Source organism: Fusibacter paucivorans, from assembly GCF_018390735.1.
Taxonomy (GTDB): Bacteria; Bacillota; Clostridia; order Peptostreptococcales; family Acidaminobacteraceae; genus Fusibacter; species Fusibacter paucivorans.
This window is the reverse complement of sequence record NZ_JAHBCL010000007.1, coordinates 18381-37806: the sequence shown is the minus strand read 5'-3', so window position 1 is coordinate 37806 and position 19426 is coordinate 18381. Positions and strand designations below refer to the sequence as shown.

General features: G+C 42.1%; 14 protein-coding genes. 3 read left to right on the top strand and 11 right to left on the bottom strand.

Annotated features, from left to right (window positions below):
* Positions 1-122: 122 nt before the first annotated feature.
* On the bottom strand, positions 123-2132 hold the full coding sequence (locus KHM83_RS05100; RefSeq protein WP_213235830.1) for a methyl-accepting chemotaxis protein: 2010 nt from the start codon (positions 2130-2132) through the stop codon (positions 123-125).
* 394 nt (positions 2133-2526) lie between these two features.
* Here KHM83_RS05100 and KHM83_RS05095 point away from each other — a divergent pair, with 394 nt between their 5' ends.
* Positions 2527-3543 (top strand): helix-turn-helix domain-containing protein, encoded by a 1017-nt coding sequence (locus KHM83_RS05095; protein WP_213235829.1) that lies wholly within the window; start codon positions 2527-2529, stop codon positions 3541-3543.
* A 470-nt stretch (positions 3544-4013) separates the two neighbouring features.
* On the top strand, positions 4014-6395 hold the full coding sequence (locus tag KHM83_RS05090) for a hydratase (protein WP_213235828.1): 2382 nt from the start codon (positions 4014-4016) through the stop codon (positions 6393-6395).
* A gap of 218 nt (positions 6396-6613) precedes the next feature.
* On the opposite strand, the gene KHM83_RS05085 is transcribed toward KHM83_RS05090, so the two are convergent.
* The 4 genes from KHM83_RS05085 to KHM83_RS05070 form a co-directional block, all read right to left on the bottom strand.
* The gene (locus KHM83_RS05085; protein ID WP_213235827.1) at positions 6614-7102 is read right to left on the bottom strand and encodes an AbrB family transcriptional regulator; all 489 of its coding nucleotides are present in this window, start codon (positions 7100-7102) and stop codon (positions 6614-6616) included.
* A gap of 223 nt (positions 7103-7325) precedes the next feature.
* Complete coding sequence (locus KHM83_RS05080) at positions 7326-7715, bottom strand: ACT domain-containing protein (RefSeq protein ID WP_213235826.1); 390 nt, start codon at positions 7713-7715, stop codon at positions 7326-7328.
* Positions 7716-7727: 12 nt separating this feature from the next.
* Positions 7728-9008: a hypothetical protein gene (locus tag KHM83_RS05075; RefSeq protein WP_213235825.1), complete on the bottom strand. Its 1281-nt coding sequence runs from the start codon at positions 9006-9008 to the stop codon at positions 7728-7730.
* 31 nt (positions 9009-9039) lie between these two features.
* Positions 9040-9372, bottom strand: coding sequence for an antibiotic biosynthesis monooxygenase family protein (locus tag KHM83_RS05070; RefSeq protein WP_213235824.1), 333 nt, complete (start codon positions 9370-9372; stop codon positions 9040-9042).
* Between the two features lie 319 nt (positions 9373-9691).
* Between KHM83_RS05070 and KHM83_RS05065 the strand changes: the two genes are divergently transcribed.
* Positions 9692-10507 carry an alpha/beta fold hydrolase gene (locus KHM83_RS05065; protein ID WP_213235823.1) on the top strand — a complete coding sequence of 272 codons (816 nt, stop codon included), beginning with the start codon at positions 9692-9694 and terminating at the stop codon, positions 10505-10507.
* 91 nt (positions 10508-10598) lie between these two features.
* On the opposite strand, the gene glmS is transcribed toward KHM83_RS05065, so the two are convergent.
* The 6 genes from glmS to KHM83_RS05035 all read right to left on the bottom strand — a co-directional run bounded on the left by glmS (position 10599) and on the right by KHM83_RS05035 (position 19415).
* On the bottom strand, positions 10599-12425 hold the full coding sequence (glmS, locus tag KHM83_RS05060) for a glutamine--fructose-6-phosphate transaminase (isomerizing) (protein WP_213235822.1): 1827 nt from the start codon (positions 12423-12425) through the stop codon (positions 10599-10601).
* A gap of 826 nt (positions 12426-13251) precedes the next feature.
* Complete coding sequence (locus KHM83_RS05055) at positions 13252-13602, bottom strand: DUF1667 domain-containing protein (protein WP_213235821.1); 351 nt, start codon at positions 13600-13602, stop codon at positions 13252-13254.
* Between the two features lies 1 nt (position 13603).
* On the bottom strand, positions 13604-14851 hold the full coding sequence (locus KHM83_RS05050; RefSeq protein ID WP_213235820.1) for an NAD(P)/FAD-dependent oxidoreductase: 1248 nt from the start codon (positions 14849-14851) through the stop codon (positions 13604-13606).
* Positions 14851-16293: an NAD(P)/FAD-dependent oxidoreductase gene (locus tag KHM83_RS05045; RefSeq protein ID WP_213235819.1), complete on the bottom strand. Its 1443-nt coding sequence runs from the start codon at positions 16291-16293 to the stop codon at positions 14851-14853. Before KHM83_RS05045 ends, KHM83_RS05050 begins: the two co-directional genes overlap by 1 nt.
* A gap of 227 nt (positions 16294-16520) precedes the next feature.
* Positions 16521-18014: a glycerol kinase GlpK gene (gene glpK / locus KHM83_RS05040; protein ID WP_213235928.1), complete on the bottom strand. Its 1494-nt coding sequence runs from the start codon at positions 18012-18014 to the stop codon at positions 16521-16523.
* Positions 18015-18335: 321 nt separating this feature from the next.
* The gene (locus KHM83_RS05035) at positions 18336-19415 is read right to left on the bottom strand and encodes an HD-GYP domain-containing protein (RefSeq protein WP_213235818.1); all 1080 of its coding nucleotides are present in this window, start codon (positions 19413-19415) and stop codon (positions 18336-18338) included.
* Positions 19416-19426 lie beyond the last annotated feature (11 nt).

Sequence of the window (19426 nt, the reverse complement as noted above, 5' to 3'; positions counted from 1 at the left end):
CTAAACACATGCCAAAATACAATGATATCCTCTCAAAAATCATATCACGCCATCTGACGACTTATAGCGGCAAATGGCGTGATTATTTCTAATTATTTTTCTTTTGATTCAAAGCTTCACGACTACACGCTAAAGCGACTTACCTCTTCAAGCAGTTTCTGTGCAATTTCAGCAAGATGTTCTGATGACGCTGCAATCTCTTCTGAGACTGCATTTTGTTCCTCGGTAGATGCTGAGACTTCTTGAATAAAGTGACCGGATTCAAGCATGACTTCCGTAATGCGATCCACGGAACTTTTCACATCATCGCCCAATTGATCTGCTGTGGCGATTTCATTTTGCAGTTTCAGCGTTCCCTTAGCCGTTTGTCTAATATTATCAATAATCTCTTCGAAAGCTTTACCAGCTTCTTGGATCGCATGTTCTCCTTCATTAATTGCCATCCGTTCACGCTCTGTAAAACGATTTGCTTCAGAAATTTCAGCTTGAATATCATTAATTAATGCCGTTATACCATTGGCAGAACTTTGAGAATCCGTTGCGAGTTTCCGAATTTCCTCTGCAACAACAGCAAATCCTCTACCGGCTTCACCTGCTCTAGCTGCCTCAATTGCAGCATTTAAAGCTAACAAATTGGTTTGATCTGCAATTGCAGAAATCATCGCCGTTATCTCATTTATCTGATCTGACTGGGCATTGAGATTGTTAATAACTTGATTCGTCATTTGACTGCTCTCTTTAATCGTTGCCATTTTTTCAATGGTCATCTGCATGGATGAATGACTGTCTTCTGCTACTTTCTGGACACGATTTGCCTCATCACTCATCTTAATACTATCATCACTTGCAATATTTAACGTCGATTTCATATGATCAACTTGCTGCTGTGTCTGTTGGATATCGCCTGCCTGTTGATCAGAGCCACAAGAAATCTGCTGAATTGAAGCCGTTACATCGGTGGCAGATTTCCCGCCCTCTTCTGCCGAAGCCGCCAATTGCTGACTTGAAGTAGATACAATTTCCGTTGAATAAATAATTTCCGTCACAAGCTTACGAAACGCTTCCGTCATTTGCATTAGCGAGGCCGCAATCTGGTGAAGTTCATCACCGTCTTTGTCATAACTTAGTTCAATGGTTAAATCACCATTGCCGATTAGCGCCATCTTATCGTTGACATGATTAATTCGCTTTGTAATATAGCGCGAAATAATATACGAAAAGAGACCGCCAATGATAAACATGACAACACCTGATAAAATAATACGTTTTTGCATCGTCGCTACAGGGGCAAGGTATTCCGATTTCACAGCATTCACATTCACGGCAAAGGTATCAAACCCTCGGTAGATATCCAACTTTGATATGCCGTCATAAGTATAGGATACGCGGTTTGCGTTGCCCATGAGCATATCTGGCGCCGCCGCTGTTAATTCAGGTATTCCAAAGTCATAAATCGTCTTATTCATCACATAATCAGCAATTGGATGTGCAATAATCAGCCCATTGCTGTCGACAAGATAAGCATAGCCGGACTCGCCTATCTTCACACTATCAACTAAATTGGTCATCGAATCCAATTTAACAGAAGCGCCTAAAAGTGCCGTCATACGACCATTGGTATCATATATAGGATAAATATAGGCACGTATCGGTTTTCCCGTTAACTTTGATGATAATATTTCCGACCACGTTGCCCTGCCTTCAAGGGCTTTCTTGTAGTATTCTCTATCTGCAATGCTCACGCCAACACTTTGCCCCCCAGAAGCATCAACACGTACGATCCCATCTTTCGATGCGATAAAGAGCGTTTCAATCAACGTTTGATTGGCTTCTAAGTAATTGCTTAAATATGCACCAGCTTCATTCAATGAATCATTATATGTAAGATCAAGATTTTCAATCACCGGAAAAGTTCCCAGTACCTGCAACATTGATTCGACATTACGCTGATCCTTTTCCAGCAGTGTCACCAAGCTATCAATTTGAGCGATTAGCTTTTCTTCAACTTCGTTTTCAATCGCAGTGGCTGCACTAAAATAACTAATAATGCTCACAGTTGCTACAATTACGAGCACTAAGCTCACCGTCAGCGAGACAAGCTTTGCCGATAAGCGCCTTTTAAGAATATTCATTTTTCCCTCCATCAACTGGCACACCGTCGGACACGTTTTGTGTACAGTTGTTCAATGTTATGATTTTGTTCACATTTTGTGTTCGCCCTCTCAATTATACAAAATGCTTCATCTTACCACAACCATTCGAGCTATAATTTCTCATATATTTATTCGATGGGATTCATCAAGACATTCTCACTTCATCATCTTCACCGCTTAAACGATATCGTGACTGCTGCAACTGAAAACCATTTGTATTTTTCGGTTTTTCATTGTAAATTTTCGTTTACATAAAGCAATCCACCAATAGTTTGATATAATGTATAGAAAGACGTCACCGAGTGTTCTAACACAGCACACGTCCCATCTGTCCACCACGATGACGTGCATTATATAATGAAGGAAGTGAACCATGCTCGGTACGCTCATAAAAGAATTGCGGCAAGGCAAATTCAGCCAGCGAGAACTCGCGGCACTTCTCGGCGTCAGTCATTCTTATATCAGCAAAATTGAAAACGCAGAAGAGATCAACTTAAGCGATGAACTACTGTCAAAGCTTTCTGAGGCATTAAACTGCGAGCTCGAAATCCTTTATCTGGCGGCACAGCGCATTCCACCTGAATGGCTCAACTGCTATGACTTAACAAAAGGTTCTGTCTACAATGCCATTCGAAGCAAACTCAACACACATACACACATTCCAATGCGCTTCAACGAATATAACCTTATATACGATGCTTTTGAACAATCGAAATTCGGCTATGCCATTGTAGCGATTGATGATGAAAAGACTATCTTTGCTTCAAAATCATTTTTAAAATTCCTCGACTATCACGATGCATCATTGCCAGAAGTATTTCGACTACTGCCTGGACTTTCCAATATCTTAAATCAATATGCCTTCAACGGTGAATACCGGCATTGCATCTTGCCAATGGAGCTCGAAACAACGCTTTGTTTTGTTGAATTCTTTGCACATCGCTTTGAAAGCAATGACGTGCGCTATGCACTGCTTGAAATCATTTCCGTCCATTCGGATATTGAGAGTCTTAATTACATGGTTGGCTCTGACTACTGTCTGAGTCAAGCTTTCGAAAACATGAAACTCGGCATTCTAATTATGAAAGCAAGGCCTGAGAACAATACGCATCGAATTCTTAACTGTAATAAGTACGTTTGTGAACTACTGGATTATTCACTAGATGAAATGATCAAACAAAAGATGGTGCTCGCAGATATAGAGTATCAAACAGAGGCTCAGCTGGTTCGTCAAAGCCTTATTCACGAAAACAAAAGTCTCCACTTTACATCTATCTTTTTAAAACACGGCGGCGACATCGTGCCGGTTGAAATCTTTGCACACATTTTCGAAACGCGACATGCTAAAGGTCTTATCTACATCATTCGAGCATTCCAAGATCCACAATAGTAGTGCAGCCGATTTTCGCCATCACATTTTCGCGGTTAAATCATCCGCAAAAACGCTTAAAGCTCAAATCTTCTTATTTCAATAAGATTCGTGGCATTGGCTCAATGCCGCCAACCGATTTTCGCCATCACATTTTCGCGGTTAAACCATCCGCAAAAACGCTTAAAGCTCAAATCTTCTTATTTACAACAGAAAAGGGATGCACATTTGCATCCCTTTTCCCCTTCATTTTTTCCATCATTTTGGCGCGCCCTTATGTAATCTCTTTTCATCTCTCAGAGCACTTCTCTATTTTTAATCATTCTAGCACATTCTCCCAACACTTTCTGTAAAATACTTAACATTAGGCAACCGACGTCTATTAGCAAGATTGTATTTTTGTGTAATTGTATACATTTTCTCTTGTATACATTCTCAGCTTCCTGTATAATAGTTAATTATTACGATATTGAAATATTAGGGAGGCTCAAATGATTAAATTAGACTCAAATGGTACTTTTGTCTTTAAGGGACAGACAATTTTAGATGCGCCGCAAGTGTCCTCTCCGGATGCCCTCAATCTATTTCTCACCAATCAAGGACTCGAGCCTATGGCACTTGAATCTGAGGCTGACTTAAAACAACTAAAAAAAAACACAATCGCTTATGGCATTTTGCAGGCACACAATACTTCCGATAACACGCAGCAGCTTCAAATAAAATTTGATTCAATGGCATCACATGATATCACTTATGTTGGCATTGTTCAAACTGCAAAGGCCAGTGGACTAACGTCATTTCCCATGCCTTATGTGCTGACTAACTGCCACAATAGTCTTTGTGCAGTTGGCGGTACCATCAACGAAGACGATCACGTCTTCGGGCTTTCTGCTGCAAAAAAATACGGCGGTATTTACGTGCCTGCACATCAAGCTGTCATTCACCAATATATGCGCGAAATGATGGCCGGCTGCGGTAAAATGATTTTGGGCTCTGACAGCCACACGCGCTATGGGGCCCTTGGTACAATGGCCATTGGCGAAGGTGGCCCGGAACTCGTTAAACAGCTTCTTTCAAAAACATATGATATCAGCATGCCTGAGATTATTGCCGTTTATCTCGAAGGCGAGGTTTCACCGGGTGTCGGTCCACAAGATGTTGCATTGGCGCTAATTGGCAAAGTTTTTACCAGTGGTTTTGTTAAAAACAAAGTTTTAGAATTCATCGGCCCCGGCATTGAAAAGTTAACCATTGACTTCCGAAACGGCATTGACGTCATGACAACTGAAACCACATGCCTCAGTTCTATATGGATGACCGATGATAAAGTCAAAGATTATTATGCTGCACATCATCGCACTGAATCTTATGCAGCACTTACGCCTGGCGATATCGCTTATTATGATGGCCTGGTGCATATTGATCTCAACAAGATCGTTCCGATGATTGCACTACCTTTCCATCCAAGCAACGTTTATACCCTTGACGAGCTCATCGCCAATCCTTATGACATTTTGGGAAAAGTAGAAAAAGAGAGCAAAGCGCAACTTGAAAATCCCAATGTTCACTTTAAATTAACCGATAAGATTATCGATGGTAAAATTATGGTCAACCAAGGTGTTATCGCTGGCTGTGCAGGCGGCACTTTCGAAAATGTCTATCTTGCATCAGAAATTTTGAAACAAAAGTCCATTGGCAATGATTACTTTAAATTAAGTGTCTACCCTTCCAGTCAACCTGTCTTTATGGATCTCATCCACCATGGCGCCATTACCAATCTCATGGCCGCCGGTGCAGAGGTAAAAACAGCTTTTTGCGGACCTTGTTTTGGTGCAGGTGATGTGCCTGCCAACAATGGGTTAAGCATCCGTCACACGACGCGCAACTTTCCAAGCCGAGAAGGCTCAAAACCCGGCTCAGGGCAAATTGCCTCTGTCGCATTGATGGACGCAAGATCTATTGCAGCAACTTCTGCAAATGGCGGCATTTTAACATCCGCAACCGCAATGAGGTTTGCCAACGAAGCGCCCAAATATACTTTCAATGAAGAAGTCTACAATCATCGTGTATACTTTGGATTTGGCAAAGCTAACCCTGATGAAACATTAAAATATGGTCCCAATATCGCAGACTGGCCTGAAATGCCTTCACTTAAACCGCATTTACTCTTAAAAATGGCCTCTGTTATCAATGACCCAGTGACCACGACTGACGAGCTCATTCCTTCAGGGGAAACCTCTTCATATCGTTCAAATCCATTAAAACTTGCTGAATTTACCCTATCGAGAAAAGACCCCGGGTATGTAAATCGCGCAAAAGCAGCACATGAACTTGCAAAATTAGTGATTTCTGCAAACACGCTGGACGAACTGGATCCTGAAAATGAACTTTATACAATCTTCAAATCCTTATGCCCAGATAAAGCATCTTGTGATAACTTATTGCAGAATACTCTTTTTGGCAGTACCATCTTTGCTGTCAAACCCGGTGATGGCTCAGCACGTGAACAAGCGGCATCTTGTCAAAAAGTCCTTGGCGGTCTCGCAAACATCGTCAATGATTATGCGACGAAGCGCTATCGAAGCAACCTCATCAATTGGGGCATGTTGCCATTCACTTTTCCAGAAGGTGAAAGCTATGCCTTTAAACGCGATGATTACGTTTTTATAAAAGACGTTAAAAAAGGGATATTGAATGCCAATGAGCAGTTTGACGCCGTTGTCTTGAGTAAAAGCAACAGCGGGCATTTTGAACAGCACGCCATTACCCTTGAAATTAAAGGACTTACAGATGATGAACGCGCCATTTTATTGGCCGGATGTCTGATTAATTATAATGCACCTGCTCAGACAACAATTGGATCACTGTCGTAATATTGTCCATAATGATGTTGATTTAAGAATGACAAGTGATGCCCGTTTCATTATCAAATACAAAATGATAGTCAAATACAAAAAATGAAAGAAACCCTATTTTCAATACTTTTGAAGATAGGGTTTTTAATCTACTGTGTTCATGCATTGCAACGCGTCAATACATACTTGATAACGTGCGACCTGCATCTTTTTACGCCACCGCTATTACGCCATCATCACCGCCGTGCCAGAAAACCAAAGATCACCGGAAAAATCATTACGACTGTCATCAGCCGCAAAGCATGCATTACAACAACTTTTGCCGTTTCCGCGCCATAGGCTTCCGACAAAATTGACATATCTGCCAATCCTCCAGGCGAACAGCTAAACAGCGCTGTCATTAAATCCATTCCCGTCGTTTTATGAATAATAAATGCTAAGGCAAGACAAAAGGTTGTAAGGCCTATAATGAGAATAAGTGCTGGGACAATCATCAGCCTTAATTGTCTGATCATATCCATTGTAAAGTTGAGACCAATAATACCGCCAATAACAATTTGCGCGCCAATTTTCAAATTAACGGGAACCGTACCCTGACCAGTTGCAATATTGAAAAGACCTACTGCAATCATTGACCCAATTAACGTGCCAGCAGGAACTTTTAATTTCAGTCCAATAATACCGCCAATTGCTGCGACGAGTAACGTGTATACTACTTTTAACATATAGCCATCCTTTTTATACGTACAGTAAAACCTACTATTCGTATTGTAGCATTTTAGTTTTTCGTCGCCAACCGATTCAGCTTTACTTATTAAACTCTTTCACTTATTTTGATTTAGAAAATTCAGAATGCTGTGATACCCAAAATAGAAATAATCTTTCTGTCGCTTTTTTCTCTTTATCGACATCTCATTTCGTAAAAACTAGGCAAAACAACACACTTAATCATACCTCAACCAATATGCCGTCATGGGATAACGCTGCAACAGCAGCCTCTAAATTTGTGGCTTTAAGCATAATATAATCCGTATCATAAGTTGAAACTGCAAAAATACTAATGGAAGCTTTTGCTAATACATCACTGATTTTCGAAAGAATACCGATGAGTGAAAAATCTAATGGCCCCATTACTTTTAAAGAACACCAGTCTGTCTCACATAGAATACCTTCCGGCACGGAACTTTGGCTGCATACTACTGACAACTCGTCCGCTGTCTTTGTTATCGAAAAAAAAGGATCCTTTAAAGCCCAAACCGGCAGTTCACTGTTAGTATCTAGCCGGCAAACGGAAAGGGGTTCAGACATTAACTTTAATTTGAGCGACATAGCTTGCATCGGTTTCCTCCTTTAAATGATTTTAGAACGTTCTTCTGACATCATAACGTAAATACTGATAATTCCCAAGATACAAAACAGTACTACACGCATTGCCGTCTCAACCGTTATCGTAATAATTGAGATGAGCAGTCCAATGAGCGGCAATATTTGCAAATGCGATTTTTTCCAAAACAAATAGCTTGCATCGCGTTCAATATCAATAACTGCATTGAGATCACCAATTTGGAGCATCCTTCTAATATGACTTGGCAGTCCGATAACATAAGCCATTCTGTCTTCTGTCAACGCCACGTTAACCTTATTCATCGTCGTTACATCACTCAATAAATGCGCCCTTAACGATACCTGTTTTTTTCCGTAAGATATGATAACTTTTTCCCCCGGTTCAATGCCCAACATATCAAAAGACGACTGTGATAAGCGGCATACGAATGCCGTTTCATCAATTGGCAGCGGCCTGATTACCGACAGCTGAATAGTTTTCGTTCCGATGATCCGTTTGAAAAATGACATATACAAGGCTTTAAACCAATTTTTGATACTCTTTTTTTGACCCTTTTGTATGGGGAGAAAAGATAGCTGATAGTAACCAGCTTCTCTTAAATAATTTCTAATCGTTTGCCACTGATTATGGTTGGGCTCCTTTTGCAGCACAGCATAATTGCCATCTTCCGCGTAATATGATGCGAGTCCTTCACGTACTGTTTCCGGCATTGCTTGCCAAAACGACTTCTTTATAAACATTGGTTCTCTTAAGCAAAGCAGTTCCCGTTCATAATAATTAATAAGAAACGCTTGTTCCTCCATACAGCCTGAAATACAATTTGACAGTGCATAATCAATCGTCGCACCTGTCATCTCATGAAAAACCCTTACCCGCTCAATGCCATCAGCTTTCATTTTAGCAATGACTGGTTCACTTAGCATCAATGCCTTTCCCGCTGAAAGGCCCATTTGTTTACGTTTGCCTAATGACAGTGAAAAAGATGCTAGCTTTGAAAGTACAATCGTCATGGGATCACCATTTATACGGTAATCACCAACTGATTCTATTGGACGATTAATAAAAAGTGACAATAAGAAATCTTCTGTCCTTATTTCATCAGGCCCACAGTTGGGATTATGTCTCACAATTCCAAAAATCGTTTCCGCGCTTCCTTCGCGATGAAGGCTTACCCACTCATCTTCATAAAAAAATGAATCACCCGCTAGATTTATTTCAATCCTATTATTTGGATGTTGACTTTGTGCATGACACGTCAAATTTAATTGCTTCTGCACACTGCTCATAAGCCGCATTTCCCCCTTAACTCACACCCTCTTATTGATGTTCGGGATGCTGAAAACTGTTTTCATATTTCACTTCACAAATGCGAATACGATAGCTGCTGTACCAAGTTTCCCTGCCCATAGACTTTGCAGAACTGTGCACGGCATTCTGTCGCCATTTGTCGATATGTGCCATGGATTCCCAATAGGAAATCGTTATGCCGAGGCCATTCGAATCCCTTACACTTTCAGCGCCTAAAAATCCTTCAAATTTAGAAACAATGGACACCACATTGTCTGCGGCCTCACCATAACCCTGATCGCCGTCCGTCCGCTGCGATGTAAAAATCACAGCATAGTAAGGCGTTTCTAATGCTTTCTGCATGTTGCCCTCCGTTTTCTCCTATTTAAATGTTTTCATTAGCTTTTGGCTAGCGACACTCTATTACTGTCGCTAGCATCATGAATCATCGTATATTTCATTATAACAATAACCAGCTTTGATTCAAAGGCGCATTCAACCGTCTTTCTTGTGTTCTATTTTTGTACACTGTGTTCATTAATATGACACCAATCCGATGTTATCATGATGATGGTTCTTTTTATAGTCATGCAATAACCTCATTTAATAACGGGTACGATGCGGTTGTTTTGGCATCGTAATTGCAATCTATAAAGTTAAGAATGGAATCAAGGAGGAAAATATGTCAATTTTTAAAAATGAAAATCTTTCACTCTATTATGAAGTTAAAGGGGATACCTCGTCTGATCGAACCATTGCTTTTTTTAATGGCGTCATGGCTTCTACCAGCAGTTGGGATGCATTATGGCCAATCTTTGAAAAACTAGGCTACCGGATTATTCTGCACGATTTTAAGGGTCAATTAAAATCAGACAAACCCGAAGGCCCCTATACCTTTCAATCTCATTGTGAAGAAGCTTATGCACTTCTTCAATACCTAGACGTTCAAAAAGTACATATTATCGGCACGTCGTACGGCGGTGAAATCGCCATGAAGTTTGCCATTCAATACCCTGAAATGACAGAATCCATTGCCATTATTGACTCTGTCTCAGAAATTGACGCCGTTATGAAGACTTTTCTCGACAGCTGGTCAATGTTATGTGATTTAGATGATGGCGAAAAATTTTTTTGGGGCATGCTGCCTAGTATCTATGGTCCCACTTTTATCAAAGAGAATAAATCCATGCTTGAAGAACGTGCCAAAGCGCTGAATAAAGTTCCTAAAGACTACTTCACTGGACAGAAAATACTTTATGATACATTTTTAAAAGATGCCGATTTCACAGATGAACTATCTCAGATCGGCTGCCCATCACTTATTATCTGCGGTGAAGAAGATTTGCTCAAACGCCCGGCTTTTTCCCGCATTCTCGCTGATAAAATCAAGGGGGCTGAATTCGCTCTGCTGCCCGATTGCGGTCACGTCGCCATCTTTGAAAAACCTGATGTATTAAGATCACTGCTGGCAGGTTTTATTCTCAAACAAAGCTTATAGTGTTTTTACAATGACGAATGGCCGCATCAGGTATTATTGACTGACGCGGCCATTTATAATGGTCATTTTAATAGTCATTTAAATGCTCAAACTACTCAACTGTCACCGATTTCGCCAAATTTCTCGGTTTGTCGACATCATTGCCTCTGGCAAGCGATACATAATAAGCAAAGAGCTGGAGTGGGATAATCGCTGTAATCGCAGCCAGTTCGTCCATGGTCTTTGGAATATAGAAGACCTCGTCTGCTGTCTTCTGAATTTCCGTATTGCCTTCCTGTGCAATGGCAAAGACATGTGCACCGCGCGCTTTGACTTCCTTAATGTTTGAAAGCATTTTATCGTACAGCCTATCTTGCGTCGCAACGGCAATGACGAAGGTACCTTCTTCAATTAAGGCAATCGTACCGTGTTTCAGCTCACCTGCCGCAATGGCAAATGAATTGATATACGAAATTTCTTTTAACTTCAGTGAACCCTCAAAGGCGAGATCACAATCAACGCCGCGGCCCATAAAAAATACTTTTTCATTGTTAAACTGTGCTGCGGCCAGCTTCTGGATGTCTTCGGTCTTATCGAGTACACTTTGGATCATCGTCGGCATTTTGAGCAGTTCCTTTAAAATTTCATGGCGATATGAATCAGTTGTATACCCATTCAATTTCGCAAAATACAACGCAATGAGATAGAACGCCGTTAACTGCGTCGTATAGGCTTTTGTCGACGCCACGCCGATTTCAGGCCCTGCCCAAGTATAGAAGACGTCATCAGATTCACGCGATACAGAACTGCCGACGACATTGACAATACTGAGAACTCTAGCACCTTTACGCTTTGCCTCTCTTATAGATTGCAGCGTATCCAATGTTTCTCCGGACTGTGATACGGCAATGAAGAGCGTATGCGCATCAATAAACGGATCGCGATAGCGAAACTCAGAGGCAACATCACATTCAACTGGAATACCCGCGAATTTTTCAATCGCACGTCTGCCTACGAGCCCTGCATGATAAGCTGTTCCGCAGGCAACGATGTAAATACGATTAATCGCCGCTAAATCTTCCTTCGTTATTTGCAGCCCTTCCAGCTTAAGATCACCGGATGCATCAATCCGTCTCGTTACCGTATCTTTAACGCCTTTTGGCTGTTCATAAATTTCTTTTAGGGTAAAGTGTTCGTAGCCTTCTTTTTCTGCCGCGTCAATATCCCACGTCACTTCAAAAATATCTCGTTTGACCACTTGGCCAAGGTCATCATAAATGGTGACATTATCTTTGTGGAGGTCAACGATTTCATCGTTTTCAATGAGCAGCATCTTTCGCGTGTACTTAAGCAATGCCGGAATATCTGATGCGATAAAGTTCTCGTTCTCACCCAGTCCTACGATCAACGGACTGTCTTTTCTAACAGCGACCAAACGATCTGGCTCATCCTTGGCAATAACGCCAATCGCATAGGCGCCTTCCATACGGTCGACTGCCTTTTTAACCGCTTCCAGCAAATCGCCTTCATAGTAATGATCGATCAGGTGGACAATTACCTCAGTATCCGTTTCTGAAGCAAATGCAATGCCGTAAGACTCAATGAGCCATTCCTTGATTTCCATATAGTTCTCAATAATCCCATTGTGAATAACCGCTATGGTCTTTTCCATATTGTAATGGGGATGCGCATTTTCGTCTGATGGCGCACCGTGCGTCGCCCATCTGGTGTGACCGATTCCAACCACGGTCTCAAGCGAAAAGTCCAATTGATCTTCTAAATTTTTTAATCGACCTTTCTTTTTAAATACTTGAAGTTCATGGTTGACATTAATCGCGATTCCAGCGGAATCATAACCTCTGTATTCAAGTTTTGACAGGCCTTCTATTAGAAATGGAATTGCTTTTTGTTCTCCTATATAACCTACGATACCGCACATATTATTTTCTCCTTATTAGACTGGCAGCTTTATTAATGGCCAGCTTTTTTCAGTATTGATTTATCTTTAGTCTTTAATGTTGATCTTGCCTCATTGATCACTTCAAACGTGCTTTGATTCTATTTGCTTGGGGTGTCCGCCCTAATCTTTTAGAAAATTGCATCACTCAAGTTTCCTTATTTGCCTATCGAGATAAATTTAGACAATTTATCAGAAACTTTCAATGATGCATGCTTTCCTTTCAATCGATTTCAAAAAATAAAAAAAACACCTATCTTCTGGTGTCTGTTTTTAGACGCACTTATAGCATGAATCGACCTATCGGGTTTGTTCACGTGATCACTCTCGTGGTTTGTCCGATATCTGACGGTGTCGATTACACCGCGGGGCACCCGCCGAAAACTTCGATTAACCCCGCCCTCGTCAACTGATCTACATCAGTTCTGGCGCTTGTATGCAATTTTACGTATGTTCCTCCTTTCTTCTCCCAATTATTATAACATAATGCGATTTTCATCACAACATTTAACCCTTCAACGTTGTCACAAGTAATCACTTTCTACTGTCGCGGCGATTAATCACACGTCCACTGATCTCAAACCCAGAATCATGCCATCTAATAAAAGGATACCCTTTATTAAAAACACATCACATCACACGCATGCCAAACGTATTCATCAGCGGCTTTGTCACCGTGTTACACGCACCCTTTTATATGCCTTATAGCTACTTTCAAACAATTGCCAATCTATCAATACAATCAAAGCCATAAAAAGAGCCGGCATATATTAGTGAGGGTTATATAGGCCGGCTCTATGCAAAGGTTTTACATCATCGATCTCGACGCAACGATGTTGACCTTTGTATCGAAAATATTTTCGAGGATAATCTCCCCTTGTTGTATTGGTGCTTTCACCGTCACACCATTCAGCGCCTTCATAAGATCGCCTATATATTTTTTTTCAATAGGCTGATCCGTAATGACCGGCAGACGATGCAGTAAACCGCCTTCGATGCGCACAGTTGACGGCACCATTCGCTTAGGACAAGTCATTTCCTCAATTGCGTATTTTTCACCCCTTGGGCATTCATTGCCACTGACTTTGAAGGTGTCTCCCGATGGTGTCACCGTCAGATGGCAGCCTTTTGGACAGACGATGCAAATCATTTGTTTCATTTTACGCCTCCACTTCTACGGTTAGCTGCTGATAGGCCTTTTCAAGTTTCAAGTCAACACGTTCCATTTCACTCGGTGCTAAATGCAGTTTCTTTATTGACTTTATTTTTTCACCATCGCCCAACACATTGATACGTGCATTTTTATAGGTCTTCTTAACTCTGAACAACAGCGTCACCGTATCATCTGTACTTTGTTCACAGATTTCCTGCGGCACAATATAACCAATGCCTTCTCCGGGTGCCGTCATCGTATAAGTTTCGACTGCTTTAAACTGACGCCCCTTAATAAAAGCAGCTGCATTTCTGCCGGCACGAATACTCTCTTCTGTGACGTAATCCACGAGATCATGAACGTGAACAACATTGCCGCAGGCAAATACACCCTCAAGGCTCGTTTCCATGTATTGATTCACAAGAGGCCCCTTCGTGCGAGGATCTATGACAACACCAAGCGCCCTTGATATTTCATTCTCAGGGATCAGCCCTACTGATAGAAGCAGTGTATCACATTCAATTACTTTTTCTGTCCCTTCGATTGGCTGCATTTTTTCATCTACTTGGGCGATGGTAATGCCCGATAGGCGATCCTTGCCTCTAATCTCTACAATAGTGTGGCTCAGATAAAGCGGTATTTCAAAGTCATCGAGGCACTGTACAATATTTCGCGTCAAACCGTTAGAATGCGGCATAATCTCTGCTACACCTAATACCTTGGCACCTTCCAGTGTCATGCGCCTTGCCATAATCAATCCAATATCGCCTGAACCCAGTATGAAAACGCGTTCACCAACCATGTAACCTTCCATGTTAATATAGCGCTGTGCTGTGCCCGCTGTAAAAACACCGGCCGGTCTTGAACCCGGAATACTAATCGCACCCCTTGTTCGCTCACGGCACCCCATGGCTAATATGATAGCTTTTGCTTGAACCCATGTGATGCCATCTGTTGCACTCATGGTCTTAATGCGCTTGTCTTTTGTCATTTCTGCCACCATTGTATCAATTTTATAGTCAATGCCCTTTGCTTTAAGCATATTAATAAACCGCTCTGCATAGGCTGGCCCCGTCAATTCTTCCTTAAAATGATGCAGACCAAAACCATTGTGAATACACTGCATGAGAATGCCGCCGAGTTCGCGGTCACGCTCGATGATGAGAATACTTTCAACACCATTGTCATACGCTTCTACCGCCGCCGCAAGACCTGCCGGTCCGCCGCCGATTACCACTAAATCATATGCACTCATTACGCCTCCTCCTCCACTTTGGTTTCTTTTGTGAGAATATACGCATCTTTGCCTTCCTGAACAATTGCCGTCAGCGGCAAATCGAGTTCACGCGATAGAATTTCCATCACGCGCGGTCCGCAAAAACCGCCCTGACATCTGCCTGCACCGGGTCTAACCCTGCGTTTAATGCCATTTAGCGTTCTGCCGCCGCAATTGCGATGAATCGCATCGACAATTTCACCTTCGGTAATCATTTCACACCGGCAGATAATTCGACCATAGCGGGGATCTTTACGCATTAACGCCGCTTGGGCTGCTTCGTCCAGATGATTAAATTTAATACGTTCTCTACGGGTATCAACATAGTCCTCATTTGGCATCAAAGAGACAAAAGCCTGTTTGACAATGCCTTCGACGCGCTCGGCAATGGCCGGCGCTGAAGACAGTCCCGGCGATTTAATACCGGCGACATTGACAAAACCATCTACCTTAGACATTTCAATAATGAAATCGCCCGTATCCGGCTCTGCGCGCATGCCGGAAAAATTTGTAATATTCAAATGGAAAGGAATATTACCGCACATATGTGCTGCATTTTCTTTAAGTGCCATTAGGTTTTCCCGCGTCGTTTCCGTCGCTTCTTTCATGGATTGCGGCAGATCTTCTGAATCCGGTCCAACGAGTATATTGCCGTCAATCGTCGGTGCGACGACAATGCCCTTGCCCATTTTAGTCGGCGTTGGGAAAATCGTATGATTGACAAATCCCTCAGTTTCTTTATCCAACAAGTAGTACTGACCTCTTCGGGGGATGATTTTAAATTCAGGCGTCTCCGTTACCATACCATAGAGATCATCTGCGTGGACACCGGCGCAGTTGACAATCAGCTTGGTCTCAATTTCGTCGTTGATTAGAAAACCGTCTGATGTCTTTTGGATCTGCGAAACGGTATAATTGAGTTTAAGCGCAACGCCGTTGTCCATCGCGTGTTCCATATAGGCCATCGTCACTTCCCAAGGCTCTGTAATGCCGGCAGATGGCGCATAGAGTGCACCCACTGGTTCTGCTGTAATGGATGGTTCCATCGCTTTAACCGCATTGCCGTCTAGGATTTCTAACCCTTCTATCCCTAGAATTTTCCCATTTTCAAAAAGTGATTCCACAACTTCGTATTCTTCATCATTCAGTGCGACAACAAGTGATCCAATCTTTCGAAACGGAAATTTGAGCCGTTCTGATTCTGCTTCGTACATCTGATTGCCGCGTACGTTCATTGCGGCCTTTACCGTTCCGGCATGTGTATCGTAGCCAGCATGAACCAATCCCGTATTTGCCTTTGACGTGCCGCACGCTACATCATTTTCGCGTTCCAGTACAACAACACTCAGTTGATACTTGCTCAAATAGCTTGCAACTGACGCGCCAATTACACCAGCACCGATAATCGTTACATCAAACATCCCAATCCCTCCAATAAGATCTGTGACTTCATTTTTTCGCGACTAAACCATCGAAAAAAATATGAACGAGAAAACTGCTTATTTTATTCAATAAAAAAAGCCAACACAAACAAACATACTCCTATGCTTATCTATATTGGCTCTCATACTCTTGCCGTCTATTCATTTATGTCTTGATTATAACACAAGATTTTTCACGCGTAAAGCGACAAATGCTCTAAACGGGATTATGACTCCCATTTCATCGCGCGATCCACTGCACGTTTCCAGCCTTCGTACTTGGATGCTCTCATGTCTTCGGACAATTCCGGTGTGAACAGGCGATCCACTGCAAAATTCTCAGTAATGACTTCTTTGCTAGGCCAAAAGCCCACTGCGAGCCCCGCTAAATAAGCTGCACCAAGTGCTGTTGTTTCTGTAACCGTCGGTCTGACAACTTCTGTTCCCAAAATATCAGACTGGAACTGCATTAGGAAGTTATTAGCCGTTGCACCGCCATCGACTTGCAGTTTGCTGAGTTTAAGACCTGAATCTTCCTGCATTGCATCCAGTACATCTCTTGTTTGGTATGCTAATGATTCAAGCGTTGCACGAATAATGTGATTTTTATTGGCACCACGCGTCAATCCCACCATGGTTCCGCGTGCATACATATCCCAGTATGGTGCACCGAGTCCTGCAAATGCCGGCACAAGGTAAACGCCGTTTGTATCATCAACTTTAGATGCAAAGTATTCACTATCCGCTGCATCAGAAATAATTTTAAGTTCGTCGCGCAGCCACTGAATAGCGGCACCGGCTATAAAAATTGAACCTTCCAGCGCATAATGAACTTCCCCGTCAATACCCCATGCAATTGTCGTTAAGAGGCCATTTTCGGATTTCATCATTTTTTTGCCGGTATTCATAAGCATAAAGCAGCCCGTACCATAAGTATTTTTTGCCATCCCCGGTTTAAAGCAAGACTGACCAAACAGTGCTGCCTGTTGATCGCCAGCTGCGCCGGCAATTGGTATTTCAGCACCGCCGAATGTTTTAGGATCTGTATAACCATAAACTTCAGAAGAAGGTTTGACTTCCGGCAGCATCGCCTTTGGTATGTTCAGCATTTCCAGTATTTTTTCGTCCCACTTGAGCTCTCCAATATTGTACAGCATCGTTCTGGATGCATTTGAATAATCTGTCACATGTACTTTACCGCGCGTCAAGTTCCAGATGAGCCATGTATCGATGTTACCAAAGAGCAATTCACCTTTTTCAGCTTTTTCACGAGCACCTTCGACGTTATCGAGAATCCATTTGATTTTCGTTCCTGAAAAATAAGCGTCGACGACGAGTCCTGTCGCTTCTCTAATGTACGTATCTTTGCCGTCAGCTTTAAGCTTGCTGCAAATATCTGCGGTTCGACGGCATTGCCATACAATGGCATTATAAACGGGTTTGCCCGTTGCCTTGTCCCAAACCACCGTTGTTTCACGCTGATTGGTGATGCCAATGGCAGCAACTTCTTCCGGTTTCGCGCCGGCCGTTTCCAAAACCTCGCGCGCTACACCTGACTGTGATCCCCAGATTTCCATCGGATCGTGCTCGACCCATCCTGCTTTTGGATAGAACTGCGTAAACTCTTTTTGTGCGACTTTAACAATTGCACCATCTGCATCAAACAGGATCGCTCTTGAACTCGTAGTTCCCTGATCCAAAGCCATAACATATTTTTTCATACTCATCCTTTTCCCCCTTTATTGAATTTAGGTATTACTGCATCAGCTAACAAGTAAGGAAATTGCATAATAGACTTAAGGAGATCATTCACTACAATATTTCGAATTCCCTCTTTCAAAGAATAGACATATTGCTGCAAAGGATTATTTTGCATTATACAATTACCTTACATATTCAAGGTTCTAAAAATGACGTGCCCAGCGCAACAATTTTATTCTATTGCTGCTCCATTTCATATTTTATCACGCTGTTATTTTTCTAAACACATTATGGCTTAAGAGCGTAAATTTATCACATCTTTTGGCAAAAAAATAGCGCCCCTAAGGGAGCTTAGGCAGCGCTTTTTTGATAAACAGTGTTAAATCTTTCATAAGATCAAGCAAGGTATTTTCGTCATCGACAGGTCTTACTATCGGTCGCGTAGCAGAATTTACATTGTTCTCTACGACAATGCCGATCTTACCATCGCTCAGCTCGACAATCGTCCCCGGCGGATAGATATCAACGATCTGAATCAGCGTATGAACAACATCGGCATCGAGTTTCACCGGCGATGCTGCTCTTAGTATTTCAATCGCAACATCTACAGAAATACGGTTATTGTATGTACGATCTGATACAATGGCGCAGAAAACGTCGCATACGGCAACAATCCGCGCCGTTAAAGGAATTTGATCATCAATAAACCCATTTGGATAACCAGACCCGTCGAGGCGTTCGTGATGCAGCATAATCACTTGTCTGGCAATTGGTGAAAGCTCCACGAGATCCTTGAGAATGCCATAACTGTAATCCACATGATTTTTCATCGTTGCAAACTCGTATTCATCCAGCTTTCCACGTTTATTTAAGATTTCCTGTGGTACACGCGACTTGCCGATATCTGCAAGCACGGCACCCATACCGAGTTTAATGAGCCGTTCACGGTCAATACCAAGTTTCCTGCCAATCAGTACCGATAGGATCATCACCTCAACCGCATGGTCAAAATGATAAACTTCTGCCCCTAAAAATTCTGTACTGTAATATTTTTTATCTTGAAAAGCATATATTTCTGTTAACACATCGTCAACCATCCCTCGTAGTGTTCGAATCTGATCTTCGGTAATTTGCGGTATATTATCATTGGGATGGTTATCCGCCATTTGCGATTCATATATTTTTTTCATAAAAGCAATCGCTTGAAATTTAAGCTGTTCAGAGATAAGGGGTTCTAGAAAGATCCCATCTGAAAGCGCGTCATTGATGTACAGATGACGAACATCTGCTGCTTTAAGTTTTTCAATCGTTCGATCTGTTAATGCATTACCCTCTCTGATTAATAATGATAATTTAGAATCGTAAATGGGTTTGGCAACTTCCAGCCCTTCTACGGCATCCTGAACGCTAATCATTCTCATATAAAACCTCC